Annotated in this window: 20 protein-coding genes and 1 tRNA gene; 4 read left to right on the forward strand and 17 right to left on the reverse strand. The window is 54.1% G+C overall.

Annotated elements, in window-relative coordinates; translation table 11 throughout:
- Positions 1 to 120: 120 nt before the first annotated feature.
- Positions 121 to 399 (reverse strand): fimbrial protein, encoded by a 279-nt coding sequence (locus INF68_RS23500; protein WP_126786074.1) that lies wholly within the window; start codon positions 397 to 399, stop codon positions 121 to 123.
- 528 nt (positions 400 to 927) lie between these two features.
- Between INF68_RS23500 and INF68_RS10965 the strand changes: the two genes are divergently transcribed.
- Positions 928 to 1,305 (forward strand): DUF4225 domain-containing protein, encoded by a 378-nt coding sequence (locus tag INF68_RS10965; protein WP_109846585.1) that lies wholly within the window; start codon positions 928 to 930, stop codon positions 1,303 to 1,305.
- Here the strand turns inward: INF68_RS10965 and INF68_RS10970 are convergent.
- The 4 genes from INF68_RS10970 to proB all read right to left on the reverse strand — a co-directional run bounded on the left by INF68_RS10970 (position 1,302) and on the right by proB (position 4,749).
- Positions 1,302 to 1,616: a hypothetical protein gene (locus tag INF68_RS10970; protein WP_109846586.1), complete on the reverse strand. Its 315-nt coding sequence runs from the start codon at positions 1,614 to 1,616 to the stop codon at positions 1,302 to 1,304. The two genes, INF68_RS10965 and INF68_RS10970, sit on opposite strands and share 4 nt — an antisense overlap.
- Before the next feature lie 577 nt (positions 1,617 to 2,193).
- Positions 2,194 to 2,269: transfer RNA gene (locus INF68_RS10975), tRNA-Thr, on the reverse strand.
- A 111-nt stretch (positions 2,270 to 2,380) separates the two neighbouring features.
- Positions 2,381 to 3,634, reverse strand: coding sequence for a glutamate-5-semialdehyde dehydrogenase (proA, locus tag INF68_RS10980; protein ID WP_126786063.1), 1,254 nt, complete (start codon positions 3,632 to 3,634; stop codon positions 2,381 to 2,383).
- Positions 3,635 to 3,645: 11 nt separating this feature from the next.
- Positions 3,646 to 4,749, reverse strand: coding sequence for a glutamate 5-kinase (gene proB / locus INF68_RS10985; protein ID WP_023310508.1), 1,104 nt, complete (start codon positions 4,747 to 4,749; stop codon positions 3,646 to 3,648).
- Between the two features lie 304 nt (positions 4,750 to 5,053).
- On the opposite strand from proB, the gene phoE reads away from it, so the two are divergent.
- Positions 5,054 to 6,106, forward strand: a complete 1,053-nt coding sequence (gene phoE / locus INF68_RS10990; protein ID WP_126786064.1) for a phosphoporin PhoE — start codon at positions 5,054 to 5,056, stop codon at positions 6,104 to 6,106.
- Between the two features lie 150 nt (positions 6,107 to 6,256).
- Here the strand turns inward: phoE and crl are convergent, their stop codons facing one another.
- The 3 genes from crl to gpt form a co-directional block, all read right to left on the reverse strand.
- The gene (gene crl, locus INF68_RS10995) at positions 6,257 to 6,658 is read right to left on the reverse strand and encodes a sigma factor-binding protein Crl (RefSeq protein WP_023310506.1); all 402 of its coding nucleotides are present in this window, start codon (positions 6,656 to 6,658) and stop codon (positions 6,257 to 6,259) included.
- Positions 6,659 to 6,715: 57 nt separating this feature from the next.
- The gene (frsA, locus tag INF68_RS11000) at positions 6,716 to 7,960 is read right to left on the reverse strand and encodes an esterase FrsA (protein WP_109846588.1); all 1,245 of its coding nucleotides are present in this window, start codon (positions 7,958 to 7,960) and stop codon (positions 6,716 to 6,718) included.
- 104 nt (positions 7,961 to 8,064) lie between these two features.
- Positions 8,065 to 8,523 (reverse strand): xanthine phosphoribosyltransferase, encoded by a 459-nt coding sequence (gene gpt, locus INF68_RS11005; RefSeq protein WP_010427903.1) that lies wholly within the window; start codon positions 8,521 to 8,523, stop codon positions 8,065 to 8,067.
- A 260-nt stretch (positions 8,524 to 8,783) separates the two neighbouring features.
- Between gpt and pepD the strand changes: the two genes are divergently transcribed.
- Positions 8,784 to 10,241, forward strand: a complete 1,458-nt coding sequence (gene pepD, locus INF68_RS11010; protein WP_126786065.1) for a cytosol nonspecific dipeptidase — start codon at positions 8,784 to 8,786, stop codon at positions 10,239 to 10,241.
- 76 nt (positions 10,242 to 10,317) lie between these two features.
- On the opposite strand, the gene dinB is transcribed toward pepD, so the two are convergent.
- From dinB to INF68_RS11050, 8 genes are all read right to left on the reverse strand, one after another.
- Positions 10,318 to 11,376, reverse strand: coding sequence for a DNA polymerase IV (dinB, locus tag INF68_RS11015; RefSeq protein WP_023310503.1), 1,059 nt, complete (start codon positions 11,374 to 11,376; stop codon positions 10,318 to 10,320).
- 109 nt (positions 11,377 to 11,485) lie between these two features.
- Positions 11,486 to 11,689, reverse strand: coding sequence for a (Na+)-NQR maturation NqrM (gene nqrM, locus INF68_RS11020; protein WP_023615899.1), 204 nt, complete (start codon positions 11,687 to 11,689; stop codon positions 11,486 to 11,488).
- Positions 11,689 to 12,912, reverse strand: coding sequence for an NADH:ubiquinone reductase (Na(+)-transporting) subunit F (nqrF, locus tag INF68_RS11025; RefSeq protein ID WP_023310501.1), 1,224 nt, complete (start codon positions 12,910 to 12,912; stop codon positions 11,689 to 11,691). The genes nqrM and nqrF overlap by 1 nt, the downstream gene beginning before the upstream one ends.
- Positions 12,913 to 12,922: 10 nt before the next feature.
- Positions 12,923 to 13,519, reverse strand: a complete 597-nt coding sequence (nqrE, locus tag INF68_RS11030) for an NADH:ubiquinone reductase (Na(+)-transporting) subunit E (RefSeq protein WP_008500255.1) — start codon at positions 13,517 to 13,519, stop codon at positions 12,923 to 12,925.
- 6 nt (positions 13,520 to 13,525) lie between these two features.
- On the reverse strand, positions 13,526 to 14,164 hold the full coding sequence (locus INF68_RS11035) for an NADH:ubiquinone reductase (Na(+)-transporting) subunit D (protein ID WP_014882676.1): 639 nt from the start codon (positions 14,162 to 14,164) through the stop codon (positions 13,526 to 13,528).
- Positions 14,157 to 14,951 carry a Na(+)-translocating NADH-quinone reductase subunit C gene (locus INF68_RS11040; RefSeq protein WP_033144700.1) on the reverse strand — a complete coding sequence of 265 codons (795 nt, stop codon included), beginning with the start codon at positions 14,949 to 14,951 and terminating at the stop codon, positions 14,157 to 14,159. Before INF68_RS11040 ends, INF68_RS11035 begins: the two co-directional genes overlap by 8 nt.
- Complete coding sequence (locus tag INF68_RS11045; protein ID WP_029739701.1) at positions 14,944 to 16,179, reverse strand: NADH:ubiquinone reductase (Na(+)-transporting) subunit B; 1,236 nt, start codon at positions 16,177 to 16,179, stop codon at positions 14,944 to 14,946. Before INF68_RS11045 ends, INF68_RS11040 begins: the two co-directional genes overlap by 8 nt.
- 3 nt (positions 16,180 to 16,182) lie before the next feature.
- Positions 16,183 to 17,526, reverse strand: a complete 1,344-nt coding sequence (locus INF68_RS11050) for a Na(+)-translocating NADH-quinone reductase subunit A (RefSeq protein WP_126786066.1) — start codon at positions 17,524 to 17,526, stop codon at positions 16,183 to 16,185.
- A gap of 298 nt (positions 17,527 to 17,824) precedes the next feature.
- Here INF68_RS11050 and dpaA point away from each other — a divergent pair, with 298 nt between their 5' ends.
- Positions 17,825 to 18,565: a peptidoglycan meso-diaminopimelic acid protein amidase gene (gene dpaA, locus INF68_RS11055; protein ID WP_023310497.1), complete on the forward strand. Its 741-nt coding sequence runs from the start codon at positions 17,825 to 17,827 to the stop codon at positions 18,563 to 18,565.
- Here the strand turns inward: dpaA and INF68_RS11060 are convergent.
- Positions 18,536 to 19,303, reverse strand: a complete 768-nt coding sequence (locus INF68_RS11060) for a class II glutamine amidotransferase (protein ID WP_023310496.1) — start codon at positions 19,301 to 19,303, stop codon at positions 18,536 to 18,538. The two genes, dpaA and INF68_RS11060, sit on opposite strands and share 30 nt — an antisense overlap.
- Positions 19,304 to 19,317: the final 14 nt, after the last annotated feature.

Consider the following 19,317-nt stretch of genomic DNA (forward strand, 5'->3'; position numbering starts at 1 on the left):
CCGTAACGTGACTTTCTTTAACTGTCTACACTATCATATTTGTGACGTTACAGTATGAGCAGTCAACATTGCTCCATCTACGTTTGGCCCGTCAGTCAATGTCGACAATACCTAAAAAAGTCAGTTATATATTATTGAAACGTTAGCAATCGCGTTAACCTCACCAGGAGGTACATTGTTAGAGAGTCGGTAATAACGCGCTGTCATTGGATAATTACACTCTCCAGTTACACTACCAATGTTTGTCGATTTGCCAATTTCGACAGGGGTATTGTTCTTATCCAGTAACTGTATTCCAACCTGCCCCCCGTTATTTCTGAAGTATTTATAAAAACGCCATTTTCTGCATCCACCGTATCTCCGGTAAAACTCAGTGCGACGTTGGCTGGGGTTGTACAGTTAATAGAAATTGAAAACCCATTATCTCCCGCAGTTATACTTGATGCAAATACACTAGAAGGAACCGTTTCTAGCGTGATATTTATTAATATTAAATAAGTTATATACACCAGATAATTTGCAACGGAATTCCCTACAGATCTCATGCTGTATAATTCAATATTATATAAAGAGAAAGATTTGCCCTGACCCTCCAATACTTCGGGGGATAATTTATATATCATCAAAATTGTTTACAACAATTAATATGTACACTTTTAGACATTTGAAACATTGCTCTCTCTCCATTAATTAACACAACACGATGGCAGTAATGTTTTCATTAGCAACGTAAGGACATACTCATCAAGGGGTGTTTTTCTGACGCCACCTTTTACGCCTGACGTAAGAAGTTCGGTGGCATTGAAGTGTTCTACAAACGGGCCCGGCGCCACAGTCACCTCGGCGGCGTCAGTCCGGAGGCCTTCGAACAGGCCTCATCGTGAGGACAGAATTTGTCTACGGGCGTGGGGTCAGTCCACTTTTGGTATGCTGGCAGGGGCTATCCTTGTAACAGATGGCATTAACGGTCTGTCAAAAGAAATGATTCCTGGAATATATGGGAAACAATACAAAACAGAGGGCTTTGTGGCTGATGGCACTATGGAAGCGGCCCAGTTTATGGGTTTCAAGCCTGAAACAGGACTTGCGATTTATAACGCTATTACGTTAACTGCAAGTGTATATAGCATATTTGGATTAGCCAGAAGACCCGAGGCATGGAGGCTATTTAAATGGATGCCCCGTGATTTCTATCGCAAGGTCGACACGATGAGCCGTCCCAAATTAACAATGAAAATAGTAGGTTATGGACTTAAGGCTAAAGTAATATTTGACCTGATTTCTACTGACACATCGAACTATTAGCCTCTGAATTTTCTCCAGAACCGCCAGGATTTGTAAGAAAGGACTGGAGGCTGAATAAATGCAACGATGACTATTGCGATCAGAATTGATATCCCACCACCCACGACGGTTTCTTTCGCAATAAACAACACTAAAAGGATAAAAACCATCAAACATGCCGATGTTATCCATAAAACACCCCTGAATCGATTAGCCAGATCCTGAATCGCTTCCCCCATGGTTCCGCCGTAGCTTTCAACGTTGTTTTTTATCTTCTGCAAATCTGATGGTGTAAATCCTGAACGTAACAACGCCTCATCAGTCACTTTCATATCGTATCGTCCTTTATCACTCAGAAATTGTTTCTCAATCACTGATTGTGCCAGCAATCATACTGATGAACTTTATAGCAATCCAGCCGAAACTTTTCGGCAGACTCTATCCTCTTTCTTGTCGTCTGGGTGGTGCCAAGGCATTTCGACAATTTAAGGTTAACGATCCATGATGTTTGTACAATTTATTAGATTTCTAGCAATACAAACCATTTAGCTCCATGATCGGTAGGTTAAAACATGTTGATAGCCGCTCGCGCCAACTCTTACCAACATTACGACTGTTTATTTTCTGCAACGTCATCTCGACGTGTAGAATTATTGAGCGCCGCACGAAGCGCGGAACGTATCGCTAAGTGTTCAGGTGATGTGTTTAGAGAGTCCGGTAACTCTTTCAGCTTCAAGGGATGGTATAATTTCTAATGCTGTTCGGGCTTGCGCCTGGTAACTACCCGCCAGTACGTTGAACAATCCTTGAGCTGATACAACGCAAAGGCGTTTACCAGGTGTTATCAAGGATGATAATTGAAGATGCAATCCGTTAGAAACTTTACGCTAAGCGATTGATTTTCTTAGATGGTGCCGATAATAGGAGTCGAACCTACGACCTTCGCATTACGAATGCGCTGCTCTACCAACTGAGCTATATCGGCCCTGAGAGGCCGGTTACGAGCGTAACCACGGGGCAAAAGGTTAGATCTATCCGGGTGATGCGTCAATGCCCTTTTGAATCAAACGGCTACTTTTGCATCACCCGTGATTATTTACGCACGAATCGTATCGTCGCCGAAGCCGATCCACTTGTACGTGGTCAGCGCTTCCAGTCCCATCGGGCCGCGCGCGTGCAGTTTCTGCGTGCTGACCGCCACCTCTGCGCCGAGGCCGAACTGACCGCCGTCGGTGAAGCGGGTGGAGGCATTCACATATACCGCTGAAGAATCCACTTCGTTCACGAAGCGATCGGCATTGCGCAGGGTGCGCGTCAGGATCGCGTCAGAATGCTGCGTGCCGTGTTCACGGATGTGCGCAATGGCGTCGTCGAGATCGGCAACGATTTTCACGTTCAGATCCAGTGACAGGAACTCGTCGTCGTACTGCTCCGCTTTTACGGGAACAACGTTAGCCGGGCCATTCTGAAGCAGTGCGAGCGCGCTGGCGTCAGCATGCAGCGTTACGCCACTCTCCGCCATCTGTTTGCTCAGGGCCGGCAGGAAGGTGTTCGCAATCTCCTGATGCACCAGCAGCGTTTCTACGGTGTTACAGGTGCTTGGACGCTGGGTTTTCGCGTTAACGATTATCTTCAGCGCCGGTTCAATCTCAGCGCTGTCGTCGACAACGATATGACACACGCCGATACCGCCGGTGATCACCGGAATCGTCGACTGCTCGCGGCACAGCTTGTGCAGGCCCGCGCCGCCGCGTGGGATGAGCATGTCGATGTATTTGTCCATGCGCAGCATTTCGTTGACCAGCGCGCGGTCCGGGCTCTCGATCGCCTGTACGGCACCCGCCGGTAAGCCACACTCTTCCAGAGCCTGCTGAATGACTTTCACCGTGGCGGCGTTGGTGCGCCATGTCTCTTTCCCACCGCGCAGAATAGCGGCGTTACCGGTTTTGAGGCACAGGGAGGCAACATCCACCGTCACGTTTGGACGAGCTTCATAAATGACGCCGATGACGCCGAGCGGCACGCGGCGGCGCTCCAGGCGTAAACCGCTGTCGAGCAGCCCGCCGTCGATCACCTGCCCGACCGGGTCGGCCAGATTGCAGACCTGGCGGACATCGTCGGCGATGCCTTTCAGGCGTGCCGGCTTCAGCGCCAGGCGGTCGAGCATCGCTTCGCTCAAGCCGTTACGACGCGCTTCCAGCAGATCCTGCTCGTTGGCGAGCAAAATTTCCTGAGACTGGGATTCCAGATAATCAGCGATTTTTTCCAGCACGCGGTTTTTCTCGCGGCTGGAAAGGAGCGCCAGTTTGTAAGAGGCAGCCTTCGCGGCAGCGCCCATTTGTTCCAGCATGTTCTGGCTCCTTAACGAATAATCATGTCATCGCGATGCACGGCAACCGGACCATATTCATAGCCCAGAATGGCGTCGATCTGCTGCGAGTGGTGACCCGCGATGCGGCGCAGGGCATCGCTGTTATAGCGGCTTACGCCGTGGGCGATGTCGCGGCCTTCGAGGTTACGGATACGGATCACTTCACCACGGGAGAAGTTGCCTGTCACGCTTTTAATTCCTTTAGGAAGCAATGAACTTCCTCGTTCCAGAATCGCGGCGGTTGCCCCTTCATCGACGACGAGTTCGCCAGCAGGAGGCGCGCCAAATATCCAGCGCTTGCGGTTTTCCAGCGGGGATTCCTGGGCGTGGAAGCGGGTGCCGACGGAGATGCCTTCCATTACGTCGCCAATCACGCCGGGGCGGCTGCCCGCTGCAATGATGGTGTCGATACCGGCGCGGCACGCGACGTCAGCGGCCTGCAGCTTGGTCCCCATACCGCCCGTTCCGAGGCCTGAAACGCTGTCACCGGCGATGGCGCGCAGCGCATCGTCGATTCCTTGAACGTCAGTAATCAGCTCGGCTTCCGGGTTGGAGCGCGGATCGGCGGTGAACAGCCCCTGCTGATCGGTCAGCAGCAGTAATTTATCGGCACCGGCCAGAATCGCGGCCAGCGCCGAGAGGTTATCGTTATCACCCACTTTGATTTCAGCGGTAGCAACGGCATCGTTCTCGTTAATGACCGGAACAATATTGTTGTCCAGCAGCGCGCGCAGGGTATCGCGGGCGTTCAGGAAGCGCTCTCTGTCTTCCATATCCGCACGCGTCAGCAGCATCTGCCCGACGTGAATGCCATAGATGGAGAACAACTGTTCCCAGAGTTGAATGAGTCGGCTTTGCCCCACGGCGGCCAGCAGCTGCTTGGAAGCGATCGTCGCGGGAAGTTCGGGGTAACCCAGGTGTTCACGCCCGGCGGCAATCGCCCCGGAGGTCACAATCACAATACGATGCCCTGCGGCATGCAGCTGAGCGCACTGACGTACAAGCTCAACAATGTGGGCGCGATTTAGGCGGCGCGATCCGCCTGTTAAAACACTGGTACCGAGTTTTACCACCAGCGTCTGGCTGTCACTCATGATTCTCTGCCGTTCAACGATAAGGGAAAGTAATGTCGAACGAACGTTTTAGCAGGAGTCAGCCCCGTTGCCAACTGCCTTAGCACATCGCGAAACACTTTGTTGCGCGGGATCAGGAAGCGTAGCGGGGGAATTTGACACTTTTATTACCGAAATAATAAATCACAGTTTTTTAAAATTATTCTTAGTTTGTCATAAAAGTTTCATTCCAGAACGATAAAACCCTTCCTGTTTTTTCACGGGACTTAGGCATGAGCTTATCGTCCAGCGAATTTTTTAGCGCGTTTATAAGACAGGATCGAAAATGAAAAAGAGCACTCTGGCATTAATGGTTACGGGCGTAGTGGCTTCTGCATCCGTTCACGCAGCTGAAGTTTATAATAAAAATGGTAATAAGCTGGACGTGTACGGCAAAGTGAAAGCCATGCACTACATCAGCGATGATGCCACCAAAGATGGCGATCAGACTTACGTTCGTTTCGGTTTTAAAGGCGAAACGCAGATTAACGATCAGCTGACGGGCTATGGCCGTTGGGAATCTGAATTTGCAGGTAACAAAGCTGAGAGCGACTCCTCTCAGAAGACGCGTCTGGCGTTTGCTGGTCTTAAGCTGAAAAACTTTGGTTCACTGGATTACGGCCGTAACCTGGGTGCCCTGTATGACGTCGAAGCATGGACCGATATGTTCCCTGAATTCGGCGGTGACTCTTCCGCACAAACCGATAACTTCATGACCAAGCGTGCTACCGGCCTGGCGACCTACCGCAATACCGACTTCTTCGGCGCGGTTGACGGTCTGGACATGACGCTGCAGTACCAGGGCAAAAACGAAAACCGTGACGCCAAGAAACAGAACGGCGACGGTTTTGGTACCTCTCTGACCTATGACTTCGGTGGCAGCGATTTCGCCGTCAGCGGCGCCTACACCAACTCTGACCGCACCAATGCTCAGAACCTGCTGGCACGTGGCCAGGGCCAGAAAGCAGAAGCCTGGGCAACCGGTCTGAAATATGATGCGAACGATATTTATCTGGCTGCGATGTATTCTGAAACCCGCAATATGACGCCAATTTCCGGTGGGTTTGCTAATAAAGCGCAGAACTTTGAAGTGGTCGCACAATATCAGTTCGACTTCGGTCTGCGCCCGTCCCTGGGCTATGTCCAGTCTAAAGGCAAAGATATTGAAGGTATTGGCGACGAAGATCTGGTGAAATATATTGACGTTGGCGCGACCTATTACTTCAACAAAAATATGTCCGCGTTTGTTGATTATAAAATCAACCAGATTGACGACAAAAATAAACTGGGCGTGAGCAGCGATGACATCGTTGCACTGGGTATGACCTACCAGTTCTGATGATGTGAAATAAAAAAACCGGCTTGATGCCGGTTTTTTATTGTCGGGGATTCATGCTGTCTGGTGCCCTCACCCCGGCCCTCTACCACCGGGAGAGGGAGAATTTGTAGGCCGGGTAAGGCGAAGCCGTCACCCGGCGCTGTGACACCATCAGGCAGTCAGCTTCACCGCTTCGCTGGAAAAGTCATCCGCGGGTTCGAACTTGAGATCCAGGGTAGCCAGCAGCGCGCGTGCCTTATCGTGAAACTCTTTTAGCGTATATTCCAGGCGGTCAATCACTTCCTGATCTTTAATCGTGGTCGCCTGCCAGTTGCCGTCTTTATTAAACAGGCCAAACTGGTAGCTATACGTAAAGCGTTTTTCCTCTGCTTCCATTTCCATCCACCAGCCCCAGAATTCACGTTTTTCGGGTGCAGGCTTCACGTTGACGCATACAGCCAGGCAGTCGAAAAAAAAGCGATTCTCTTCACACTGCTCTTCTCGAATATACGGGCCGAGAGCCATAAACTTCTTAATCAGTCTACTTTTCGGGTGTCCACTCGGTAACGTCATTGCGATCTCCTTTTGTGAAGCCACTGTTTTACCAAACCAGCGAAATTTAGCAATCTATTAACACAATCTCTGAGCGATCCAGCGCGTAATCTCTTTCAGTGATTTGTCAAAATTCTGATAGACCGGGCTGAACGGCACCTCAAGCAATTTGCCATCCGCAGATGACGAAGTGATTAATCGCGACTCTTCTTCCGGGCTGAACGGATCGTTTTTCCAGAACCCAGACAGCATCGGCGTTGGGCAGCGACGTCCCAGCAACCCCTGCGTTTTTAACGAGTAACGATTAAGCTCAACGCGCAGCGCTTCGTCTGATGCATCATGCATGCCAAGGCGGCTGGCCAGCACATCAAGGTACATTTCAGGTACGCTCCCCTGGCGTGCGGGATCGCTGAGCAGAGCGTGTACGACCGGGCCGAGGCAGGCGACGGCTTTCAGACGAGAAGATTCAAGGTAAGCCAGACGCACCGCGACGTTCGCGCCGAAACGGAAGCCGAAAGCCGCCACGCGGGTGTGGTCAACCCACGGAATGTTTTCCAGCGCTTTGAGCGCATGCTGGTGCAGCAGGCTCGAATCCTGAGTCAGTTTCCATTTAGATGAAAAACCAATTGAAGGCATATCAAGCGTCAGCATCGCGATCCCTTTTGGTGCGAAGTAGCGCTCATACAGGCTGTAATAATCAATTTGCAGCGAATCCAGCCCGCCGCACATGAGGACGGTCGGGAACGGGCCGTCGCCTTCCGGCATATGCAGGAACCCGGTGACGGGTGCGCCACCTGGAATGCTGAACTCAAGCTCGCGCATTTGGCCCGGCAAACGCTGCGCCGCCTCTTCATAAGCACGGTTCGCCAGCGCCTGGGCCTGCTCCGCCAGCTCATCACCTTTCAGATGCGGATACGCGGCGATGGCGTAGAGATTGGCCGCATGCAGCCAGTGCTTGCCGCTGCGCGTGGCGTCCTCTTCCTGGCTGGCTTTTTGCTGCCAGAGCATCGCCTGTTTAGACCACTCGTAGATCCAGTTTCCGCCACGGTAGCCCACCACCGTATCGTAAAGCTCGCTGTCGGTCCGTTCAGATTCACTCATCACGATACGTGCCTGCACATCAAGGATTTCACGGGGGTCAATACCGCGCCAGATCCACATCAGGCGGTTAATCATGCGATACCAGTGAGGCACATTTTTACCGTCTAACGCGGACTGGACGGCAGGCTGGGTACCCGGATTGAAGCGACGCACCAGCGTCGACGTTTCAGGGTGTTTGAAACGGGGTTTGAAGAGAGTCTCAGTGAGATTCGCCTGCGTCATTGCGTTGCCTCCATGAATACGTCATATGAAGACTATTGTAACGCGTGGCAGGCCAAAAAGAACAACGCCCGACATAGCCGGGCGTGTAAAGTTACGTACTGGTATTAACGGCCTGAAATAGGCGGTACGAAGACCACGCCCATATCCCATGGCTGTTCAATCCAGGTATCCTGCGGGATATCAATCACGTAATCGTCAACCAGCGGGCGGCCAGCAGGTTTCGCGAAGATAGTGACGAAATGTGCTTTCGGATACATTTCGCGGATAGCGACCGCAGTACCGCCGGTATCTACCAGGTCATCAATAACGATGAAACCTTCGCCGTCGCCTTCCGCACGTTTCAGCACGGTCAGCTCACGCTGGTTGTCATGGTCATAGCTGGAGATGCAAACGGTATCGACATGACGAATACCCAGCTCACGTGCCAGCAGCGCCCCCGGTACCAGACCGCCACGGCTGACGGCAATAATGCCTTTCCACTGTTCGGAAGGCATCAGACGCGCAGCCAGTTTGCGTGCGTGAATCTGCAACATGTCCCAGGTGACGACGTATTTTTCGCTCATGTGAAGTGTCCCAGCCTGTTTTTATACGGCTTAAAAAGTGTTCGAGGGGGAAATAGGTTGCGCGAGATTATAGAGATCTGACGCACTAAAAACCAGTGTTTAGCGCCCTCTGCCTGAGTTTTTACATGCTTTATGCTACCAGCCAGCAGAGAAAGTGGTATTCTCAGTTTCATCTCGCAAGCCTGACTTGTGGTAACTATTAACCTGCTAACCCTGTGACCTGCAACCCTGTTTGCAGCGCCTCGACAAGGAGACTTATCGTGTCTGAACTGTCTCAATTATCTCCGCAGCCGCTGTGGGATATTTTTGCGAAAATCTGCTCCATTCCACACCCTTCCTACCACGAAGAACAGCTTGCCGAACATATTATGGGCTGGGCGAAGGAAAAAGGTCTGCATGCTGAACGTGACCAGGTTGGCAACATTCTGATCCGCAAACCTGCTACCGCAGGGATGGAAAACCGTAAACCGGTTGTGCTGCAGGCACACCTGGACATGGTGCCACAGAAGAACAACGACACCGTTCACGACTTCACCAAAGACCCGATTCAACCGTACATCGACGGCGACTGGGTGAAAGCACGCGGCACCACGCTTGGCGCGGATAACGGCATCGGTATGGCCTCTGCGCTGGCCGTGCTGGCCGACAACAGCGTTGAGCACGGTCCGCTGGAAGTGCTGCTGACCATGACCGAAGAAGCGGGCATGGACGGCGCGTTCGGTCTGCAGGCGAACTGGCTGCAGGCGGACATCCTGATCAACACCGATTCCGAAGAAGAAGGCGAGATCTACATGGGCTGCGCGGGCGGGATTGATTTCATCTCTACGCTGCCGCTGTCGCGCGAAGCGATTCCTGCTGGCTTCCAGACCTTCAAGCTGACGCTGAAAGGGCTGAAAGGCGGCCACTCCGGCGGCGATATTCACCTGGGTCTGGGTAACGCCAACAAGCTGCTGGCGCGCTTCCTGGCAGGCCATGCGGCCGAGCTGGATTTGCGTCTGGTGGACTTCAACGGCGGCACCCTGCGTAACGCGATTCCGCGCGAAGCGTTCGCCACCGTAGCGGTTCCCGCGGCAAAAGCGGACGAGCTGAAAAAACTCTCCAGCGTATACCTGGATATCCTGAAAAACGAACTGTCGGCGAAAGAGAAAAACCTGACCGTAGTGCTGGAATCTGTATCTACAGATAAAGCCGCGCTGACCGCGCAGTCTCGTGACACTTTCGTTCAGCTGCTGAACGCGACGCCAAACGGCGTGATCCGCAACTCTGACGTGGCGAAAGGCGTGGTGGAAACCTCACTGAACGTGGGCGTGGTGACCATGAGCGACGACAGCGCGGAAATCATCTGCCTGATCCGCTCTCTGATCGACAGCGGTAAAGAGTACGTGGTGAGCATGCTTGAATCTCTGGGCACGCTGGCGGGCGCGAAAACGTCTGCAAAAGGCAGCTACCCGGGCTGGCAGCCGGATGCAAGTTCTCCGGTGATGGCGCTGGTGCGTGAAACCTATCAGCGTCTGTTCAACAGCACGCCGAACATTCAGGTGATCCACGCCGGTCTGGAATGTGGTCTGTTCAAGAAACCGTATCCGGACATGGACATGGTGTCCATCGGGCCAACCATTACCGGTCCGCACTCGCCGGATGAGCAGGTTCATATCGAAAGCGTCGGTCACTACTGGACGCTGCTGACTGAACTGCTGAAAGCGATCCCTGTTAAGTAATACCCTCACCCCAGCCCTCTCCCAAAAGGAGAGGGTGAAAAACGTAGGCCCGGTAAGCATAGCGCACCGGGCTTTTTTACAATCCCAAAACCAGCTGTCGCTCTAACTGCGGATCCAGCAGCGTGACGTGCAATCCCACCAGCCTCACCCCTCGCCCGCCCCGACGCTCTTCCCATGCCTTTTTCGCCGTCGCAATGAGATCGTCCTTATTCAGACGCGGCCAGACGTGTTCCTGCGTGGTCTGCTGGAAGTCGTTGAATTTTAATTTGATACCCTGACGGGCAATCAGCAGGTCCGGCTTCACCTTGCTTAAGCGTCGTTCCAGCTCCGGGTAAAGCTGTTCCGTGATAATGGTTTCGCATTCGGACCAGTCATGAATATCTTCACTGAGGGTGCGCTCAACGCCGACGGATTTTCGTAGCCGTTCGCTGTTCACATCGCGATCGTCAATCCCCTGGCTACGCTCCCACAGCACGCGGCCAAACTTTCCAAAGCGCTTGAGCAGCATGGCGAGATCGCTTCGCTGCACATCTTCGCAGGTCCGTAGCCCCATGCTTTCCAGCTTTGCGGCGGAGACTTTTCCTACCCCAGGTATTTTGCCAAGCGGCAGCGTTTTCAAAAACGCCGGCACCTCGTCAGGCGTGATGACGTACTGACCGTTGGGCTTATTTAAATCGGAGGCAATTTTGGCAAGGAATTTAACAGGCGCGACGCCCGCCGAAGCCGTCAGATTCAGCTCGTTGAAAATCGTCTGGCGGATCTCCTGCGCCATCAGTGTGGCGGAGCCGTGGCAGTGCACGCTGTCGGTCACATCCAGATAGGCTTCGTCCAGCGACAGCGGCTCTATCAAAGAAGTATAGCGGGAGAAGATTTCCCGAATATGAAGGGAAGCCTCTTTATAGGCTTCAAACCGGCCGGGCAGAAGCGTGAGATGAGGGCAGAGCTTTAAGGCCATCGCCGTTGGCATCGCGCTGCGCACGCCAAATTTGCGCGCAGGATAGTTGGCGGTGCTGATGACACCACGCTGAACGCGGCTGCCGCCAATGGCGATGGGAATATCCCGCAGCGCCGGGTTGTCACGCATCTCCACTGCGGCAAAAAAGCAGTCCATATCGACATGGATTATTTTGCGCATAGTAAGCCCTCACTCATCACTGGATAAGTATACAGTAAACAAATGAGGATTGAGAAGCAGATGTAAGAATGCCGGGTGGCGGATTTGCCTTACCCGGCCTACAAAAAAATTAAATAATGCGCTGCTGTTCGCGGGCCATCCTTTTCTTCCGCGCATCGCACGGTTCCGGGCAGTCGCAAACCTTTTCCATCCCAATAGAGGAAATACCGCCGCAGCTGCCCTGAATGCTTTTCCGCTTAACGATCCAGCCTAACGACATGCCGAAGATGACAAGCACAAACACCACAAAGGTTGCCAGAAACGTCAGCATCATCAGCCTCCAAAGTCATCGAGCAAGATGTTCTCATCTTCGACACCGAGATCTTTCAGCATCTTAATCACGGCGGCGTTCATCATCGGCGGACCACACATGTAGAACTCGCAGTCCTCAGGCGCCGGGTGCTGTTTGAGGTAGTTTTCATACAGCACGTTGTGGATGAACCCCGTATAGCCCGTCCAGTTATCTTCCGGCTGCGGATCGGAAAGCGCCACATGGAAGGTGAAGTTCGGGTTTTCACGCGCCAGCTGTTCAAACTCATCTTCATAGAACATCTCGCGCAGCGAGCGCGCTCCGTACCAGAAGCTGATCTTACGCTGGCTACCCAGCCGCTTGAGCTGGTCAAAGATGTGCGAGCGCATCGGGGCCATACCGGCACCGCCGCCGATAAACACCATTTCCGCGTCGGTATCTTTCGCGAAGAATTCCCCGAACGGGCCGGAGATCGTCACCTTATCGCCAGGTTTCAGGGACCAGATGTATGAAGACATGACGCCCGGCGGTGCATCCGGCACATTCGGTGGCGGCGTGGCGATACGCACGTTGAGCATGATGATGCCCTTCTCTTCCGGGTAGTTGGCCATCGAGTAGGCGCGCAGCGTCGGCTCTTTCACCTCAGATACAAAGCGGAAGAGATTGAATTTGTCCCAGTCGGCGCGGTACTCATGCGGCACGTCAAAGTCCGCATAGGCCACAGCGTGCTCCGGGCACTCAATCTGAATGTATCCTCCGGCGCGGAACGGGACATGCTCGCCTTCCGGCACCCGCAGCTTCAGCTCTTTAATAAAGGTGGCTTTGTTATCATTAGAGATAACCTCGCACTCCCATTTTTTGACGCCGAAGATCTCTTCCGGCAGCTCAATCTTCATGTTCTGGCGCACCGCGACCTGGCAGGCCAGACGACAGCCCTCTTTTGCCTCACGCTTTGTGATATGCGCCAGCTCGGTTGGCAGAATATCGCCACCGCCCTCTTTTACCGTCACGCGGCACTGCCCACAGGAACCGCCGCCGCCGCAGGCTGAGGAGACAAAAATGCCGTTACCGGAGAGCGTGTTGAGCAGCTTGTCTCCCGCCGGCGTGCGGATCTGATTCTGCGGCTCGTCGTTAATATCAATGACCACATCGCCGGAATTCACCAGCTTCGCGCGCGCCGCCAGAATAAGCCCTGACAGCACCAGTACAATCAGCGTGAACATCACCACGCCAAGGATAATTTCCATCTGTTTGCCCTTACAGCTGCACACCGGAGAAGGACATAAAGCCCAGCGCCATCAGCCCGGTGGTGATAAAGGTGATCCCCAGGCCACGCAGACCCGCAGGCACGTTGGCATATTTCATTTTCTCGCGGATCCCCGCCATGGTGACAATCGCCAGCATCCAGCCGATGCCGGAACCAAAACCGTACACTACGGATTCGCTGAAGTTGTAATCACGCTGCACCATAAACGAGACGCCGCCAAAGATGGCGCAGTTCACCGCGATCAGCGGCAGGAAGATCCCCAGCGCGTTGTAGAGCGACGGGAAATACTTATCGAGGATCATCTCGAGGATTTGCACCAGCGCCGCGATCACCCCGATAAAGGTGATGAAGTTCAGGAAGCTGAGATCAACCCCTTCCACCAGCGCGCCGTCCCGCAGCACAAAGTTGTACACCAGATTGTTGATCGGTACAGATAAGCCGAGCACCACGGTGACCGCGATACCGAGACCAAATGCCGTCGACACTTTTTTGGAAACTGCAAGGAACGTACACATGCCGAGGAAAAACGCGAGCGCCATGTTTTCAACAAACACCGCCCGCACAAACAAACTCAGGTAATGAGCCATCGTCGGTTACTCCTTTTCCTGCTGTTCTGGCTTCAGCGTACGAATCAGCCAGATCAACAAACCGATAATGAAAAACGCGCTAGGGGCCAGCAGGAACAGGCCGTTTGGCAGATACCAGCCGCCGTTCTGCACCGTGTCCAGCACCGTGATGCCAAACAGCTTGCCGCTGCCAATCAGCTCGCGCAGGAACCCCACGGTCAGCAGGATCACGCCGTAGCCAAGGCCGTTGCCGATGCCGTCCATAAAGCTCGCCAGCGGCGGCATTTTCATGGCGTAGGCTTCCGCACGCCCCATGACGATACAGTTGGTGATAATCAGCCCGACAAACACCGAGAGCTGTTTGGAGGTTTCATAGGCGAAGGCGCGCAGCAGCTGATCGACCACGATCACCAGCGAGGCGATGATCGCCATCTGCACGATGATCCTCACGCTGTTGGGGATGTGGTGGCGGATCATCGAGATAAACATGCTGGAGAACGCCGTGACCAGCGTGACCGCCAGCGTCATCACAACCGCCGTTTCCAGCTTGGTCGTCACCGCCAGAGCCGAACAGACACCCAGAACCTGGAGCGTGATCGGGTTATTGGCGAGCAGTGGGCCAATGAGCACCTTTTTAACTTCTTTCAGTTCACCGGTATCAGCCATTGTTCAGCGCTCCTTCACGTACGTTTTTCAGGAAAGGACCAAAGCCCAGCTCGCCCATCCAGAAATCAAAACTGTGCTGCACGCCTTTTGAGGTGAGCGTGGCGCCGGAAAGCCCGTCAACGGCGTAGTCGTCACCGGGACGTGCCGCCCCTTTCATCACCTTCAGCGCAGGCAGGCCGTTATCGTCGAGCACTTTCTTGCCGACAAACTGTGCCCGCCAGTTAGGGTTTTCAACTTCGCCACCCAGCCCCGGCGTTTCGCCCTGGTCGTAATACGTAATGCCTTTGACCGTGCGCCCATCGGTATCAAGGGCCACAAAGGCATACATCATTGACCACAGACCGTTACCGTAAACAGGCAGTACCACTTCCTGAATACGTTTTTGGGGGTCGCGAACCAGATAGATTTCGGCCAGGTTGCTGCGACGCTTAATCCCGGCGGGATCTTGCGATGCCTCCAGGGTCAGGCTCATCTGCGGATCTTTAAGCGCCAGCGCCTGGTTGAATTTTGCCGGGTCTTTATCCAGCAGTTCACCCGTTTTTAAATCTACCAGACGCGCTGAAATACGTTCAGCAAAGACGGCCGAAACGTCATCTGCGCTCATTCCTTCCTGCATCAGCCCGGCGACGGCCAGAATGTTGCGCTGTTTATCCAGCGCACGTTGCTCCTGCTGCAGAGGTTTTAACCCCACGGCAGAACCGGCCACGACAATAGAACAGACCAGACAGAGCACCAGCACCACCAGCAGCGTTTTGCTGATGCTGTCGTTATTTTTAACTTCAGCCACGCGCCTTCCTCCGCTTAATGTTGGCCCGCACCACCAGGTAATCGAAGAGTGGCGCAAACAGGTTGGCAAACAGAATGGCCAACATCATCCCTTCCGGATACGCCGGGTTGACCACGCGGATCAGAACACACATCGCGCCAATGAGCACGCCATAGCTCCATTTACCTTTGTCTGTAAACGAGGCAGAGACGGGGTCCGTCGCCATGAACATCATGCCGAACGCGAAGCCACCCAGCACCAGATGCCAGTACCACGGCATGGAGAACATCGGATTGGTGGTCGAACCGATAACGTTGAACAGGGTGGCGGTCAGCACCATACCGATCATTACGCCCGCAACGATCCGCCAGGAGGCCACGCGACCAAAAAGAATGATCGCGCCGCCAAGCAAAATCATCAGCGTAGAGACTTCTCCGATGGAGCCCGGAATGTTGCCAATAAAGGCATCAAACCAGGTGACTGGCTGACCCGTCGCGTTGTTAACCAGCGTTTCGCCGCCGTGTGCCGCCCACTGTGAAAGCGGCGTCGCGCCGGAAAAACCGTCCGCCGCCGTCCACACCAGGTCGCCCGAGATTTGCGCCGGATAAGCAAAGAACAGAAACGCGCGTCCCGCCAGCGCCGGGTTGAGGAAGTTCCGCCCGGTGCCGCCGAAGATCTCTTTAGCAATCACCACGCCGAAGCTGATGCCAAGCGCCGCCTGCCAGAGCGGTAGCGTCGGGGGAACAATCAGGGCAAACAAAATAGAGGTCACGAAGAAGCCTTCGTTGATCTCATGTTTACGGATAATGGCAAACAGCACTTCCCAGAAGCCGCCCACGACAAATACCGTGATGTAAATCGGCAGGAAGAAAACCGCGCCCAGCGTCATCATGCTCAGCCAGCCCGCATCTGCGGCAAAGCTCACCCCTAACGACTGGGCCAGACGGTAGTGCCAGTCGGACTGGATCACCTGCGCCAGCTGCTGTGCATCGTACATGTGGTGCAGCGCCGGAATGGTCTGCAGGCCGACGTTGTACATTCCCCAGAACATCGCGGGGAAGACCGCAAACCACACCAGGATCATCATGCGTTTCAGGTCGATGGCATCGCGAACGTGCGCCGCCCCTTTCGTCACCAGCCCGGGAGTGTAGAAAATGGTTGTCGTTGCTTCATACAGCGGGTAGTACTTTTTGAGCTTCCCTTCGGTAAAGTGCGGCTCAATTTTTTCAAAGAGGTGTTTTAAGCCCATCGGTTATCCTTCCTGCTCAATGCGGGTTAACACCTCGCGCAATACCGGTCCATATTCGTATTTGCCCGGACAGACATAGGTACAGAGCGCCAGATCTTCTTCGTCAAGCTCCAGACAGCCCAGCGCCTGCGCGCCGTCGGTATCACCGGCAAGGAGATCGCGCAACAGCACGGTGGGCAGAATATCCAGCGGCATGACGCGCTCATAGTTGCCAATCGGGACCATGGCGCGCTCGCCGCCGTGCGTGCTGGTTGAGAAGCTAAACAGCTTATTACGCAGGAAGTGGCCCAGCGTGGTTCGGGTGACGGAGTATTTTTCCGCGCCTGGCAGAACCCAGCCAAACAGCTCTTTCTCCCGCCCTTCCTGCACTATGCTGACCTGCAAATGGAAGCGTCCCAGGTACGCGTGCGCATTGGCAGCATGGCGTCCGCTGAGGACCGAGCCGGAAATCAGGCGGTTTTCGCCCTCTTTCGTTTCCCCCACCAGCAGTTCGTTGATGTCAGCGCCCAGCAGCGTCTTCACCAGGCGCGGATTTGCAGCCTGCGGTCCGCCGATGGCGATTATCCGTTCAGCGCAGAGTTCACCCGTAGTAAAGAGCTTACCGATGGCGATGACGTCCTGATAATTAAGGTACCAGACCTGTTTCGTCAGGCTGACTGGCTCAAGGAAATGGATGTGCGTCCCGGCCAGCCCCGCCGGATGCGGGCCAGAAAATTCATTAAACGTGACCTGCCCCAGCGGATGGCCGCCAAGCTTGCCGCCGTCGGCCTGACAAACGTGCACTTTTCCGGGCGTGAGGCGGGTTAGAATAGTGAGTCCTGCATCAAAAGCTTTTCGCTGCGCCAGGATAACCGGTTCCGGGTCCACGCTGAGCGGGTTGGTGTCGATGGCCGTGACAAAAATCGCGGCCGGTTCCGTGCCCGGAACAGGGGATTTGCTGAAGGGGCGCGTACGAAGCGCGGTCCATAAACCGGACGCCAGGAGCAGATCCTGAACGGCGTCACGGTTCAGCGACGCGAGCTCTGCGGTGTCGTAATGGGCAAATTCACGCTTGTCATCGCCCTCAATGCGGATAACCACCGACTGCAGAACGCGCCGTTCGCCACGGTTGATGGTCACAACGGTGCCGCTCGCGGGGGCTGTGAACATCACGCCGGGATTTTTTTTGTCCTCAAAGAGCGTCTGTCCTTTGATAACGCGATCGCCCTCCTGTACCAGCATTGAAGGACGCATACCCAGGTAGTCTTCGCCCAAAATGGCGACGTGACGGACACTTGCGCCTGTCGAAACGTGCTGCGCTGGCACGCCTGCAATCGGCAGATCAAGTCCTTTTTTAATTTTAAACATGTGGTTAGCAGGTTTCCATGAACAACAATCCAGTGGGCGCAAAGTGTAACATTTTCCCCTTCCCGCGGGCAGGGAATCCGCCGGCGCGCGCGCCAAATTGCGAGCTAATGCGCAAAGTTCCTGGAGCCATCGCAATTTTGATGGTTTATAAAGTAAAACTAATTTGTAAACTCACCGCCCGGCTCTTGCGAAAATCTATAGCGGTGCTAATGTGAGCGCTCGTAACAGAATAATCTGATTTCGGGTCTCTTTTGCCGTCCTGGCAAGTTGGTCATGGTTTTATCAAGGAACTAGTAGTATGCGTAAAATCGCATTGTTCATTGCGATGCTTCTGATGCCGTGCATGTCGTTTGCCGGACTGCTCAGCAGTAATAGCTCAACGACGCCGGTCAGCAAGGAATATAAACAGCAGTTAATGGGATCGCCGGTTTATATTCAGATCTTCAAGGAAGAGCGCACTCTCGATCTGTTTGTGAAAATGGGCGAGACATATCAGCTGCTTGATAGTTACAAAATTTGTAACTACTCCGGCGGACTGGGGCCAAAACAGCGTCAGGGCGACTTCAAAAGTCCGGAAGGGTTCTACAACGTTCAGCGCAGCCAGCTCAAGCCTGACAGCCGCTTCTATAAAGCCATTAACATCGGTTTCCCGAATGCCTATGACCGTGCACACGGTTATGAAGGTAAATATCTGATGATCCACGGTGCCTGCGTGTCTATCGGCTGTTATGCGATGACCGACTCCGGCATTGATGAGATTTTCCAGTTCGTGACGGGCGCGCTGGTCTTTGGGCAGCCTAACGTACAGGTCAGCATCTATCCGTTCCGCATGACGGACGCCAACATGGCGCGTCACAAGTACTCATACTACGCGGATTTCTGGAAACAGCTGAAGCCGGGTTACGACTACTTTGAGCAGACCCACAAGCCACCTGTGGTCTCTATCGTCGATGGCCGTTACGTGGTCAGCAAACCGCTGAGCCACGAAGTCGTCCACCCGCAGCTGGCGTCAAATTACACGGTCCCCGAGACAAAATAGCACCCACTCGCCTGGCATAATCTTTTGCCAGGTTTCGTTGCCCGTCAGCGGCTGCGTTGCGATAACAGTGACCACATCGTTCGGTGTGGTCTCCTTCTGAAAGTCTATCTCCACATCCTGATCGAGCAGCGTCGCGACGCCAAACGGCGCACGGCGGGTGATCCAGAACAGATTCGTCGAGCAGAACGCCATCACATAGCGGCCGTCAGAGAGCAGCATGTTGAACACGCCTTTTTCACGCAGTTCAGATGCCAGCGTCGCGATGTATTTGAATACGGCAGTCATGTTGCCGGGCGTGCGGGGATAGCGCTCCGTCAGCTTGTGCAGCAGCCAGCAGAAGGCTTTTTCGCTGTCCGTTTCGCCAACAGGGCGGAAATTGCCCGTCTCCAGCGACTTATAGCCCGTAAGCTGCCCGTTGTGCGCGTAGGTCCAGTTTCGGCCCCACAGCTCGCGGGTAAACGGATGGGTGTTTTCCAACGCCACTTCGCCGCGGTTAGCCTGGCGGATGTGGGCGATCACCGAGCGGGACTTGATGGGGTAGTCCTGCACCAGTTTGGCAATCGGTGAGTTAAAGCTGGGCTGTGGATCTTTGAACGTGCGACACCCTTTGCCTTCGTAGAAGGTGATGCCCCAGCCGTCTTTATGCGGCCCGGTTCCTCCACCGCGCTGAACCAGCCCGGTGAAACTAAAGCAGATATCGGTTGGCACATTGGCGCTCATCCCGAGCAGTTCGCACATACAACACCTCCACA

It is taken from the genome of Enterobacter cloacae complex sp. P16RS2 (assembly GCF_014982155.1).
Lineage (GTDB): Bacteria > Pseudomonadota > Gammaproteobacteria > Enterobacterales > Enterobacteriaceae > Enterobacter > Enterobacter cloacae_M.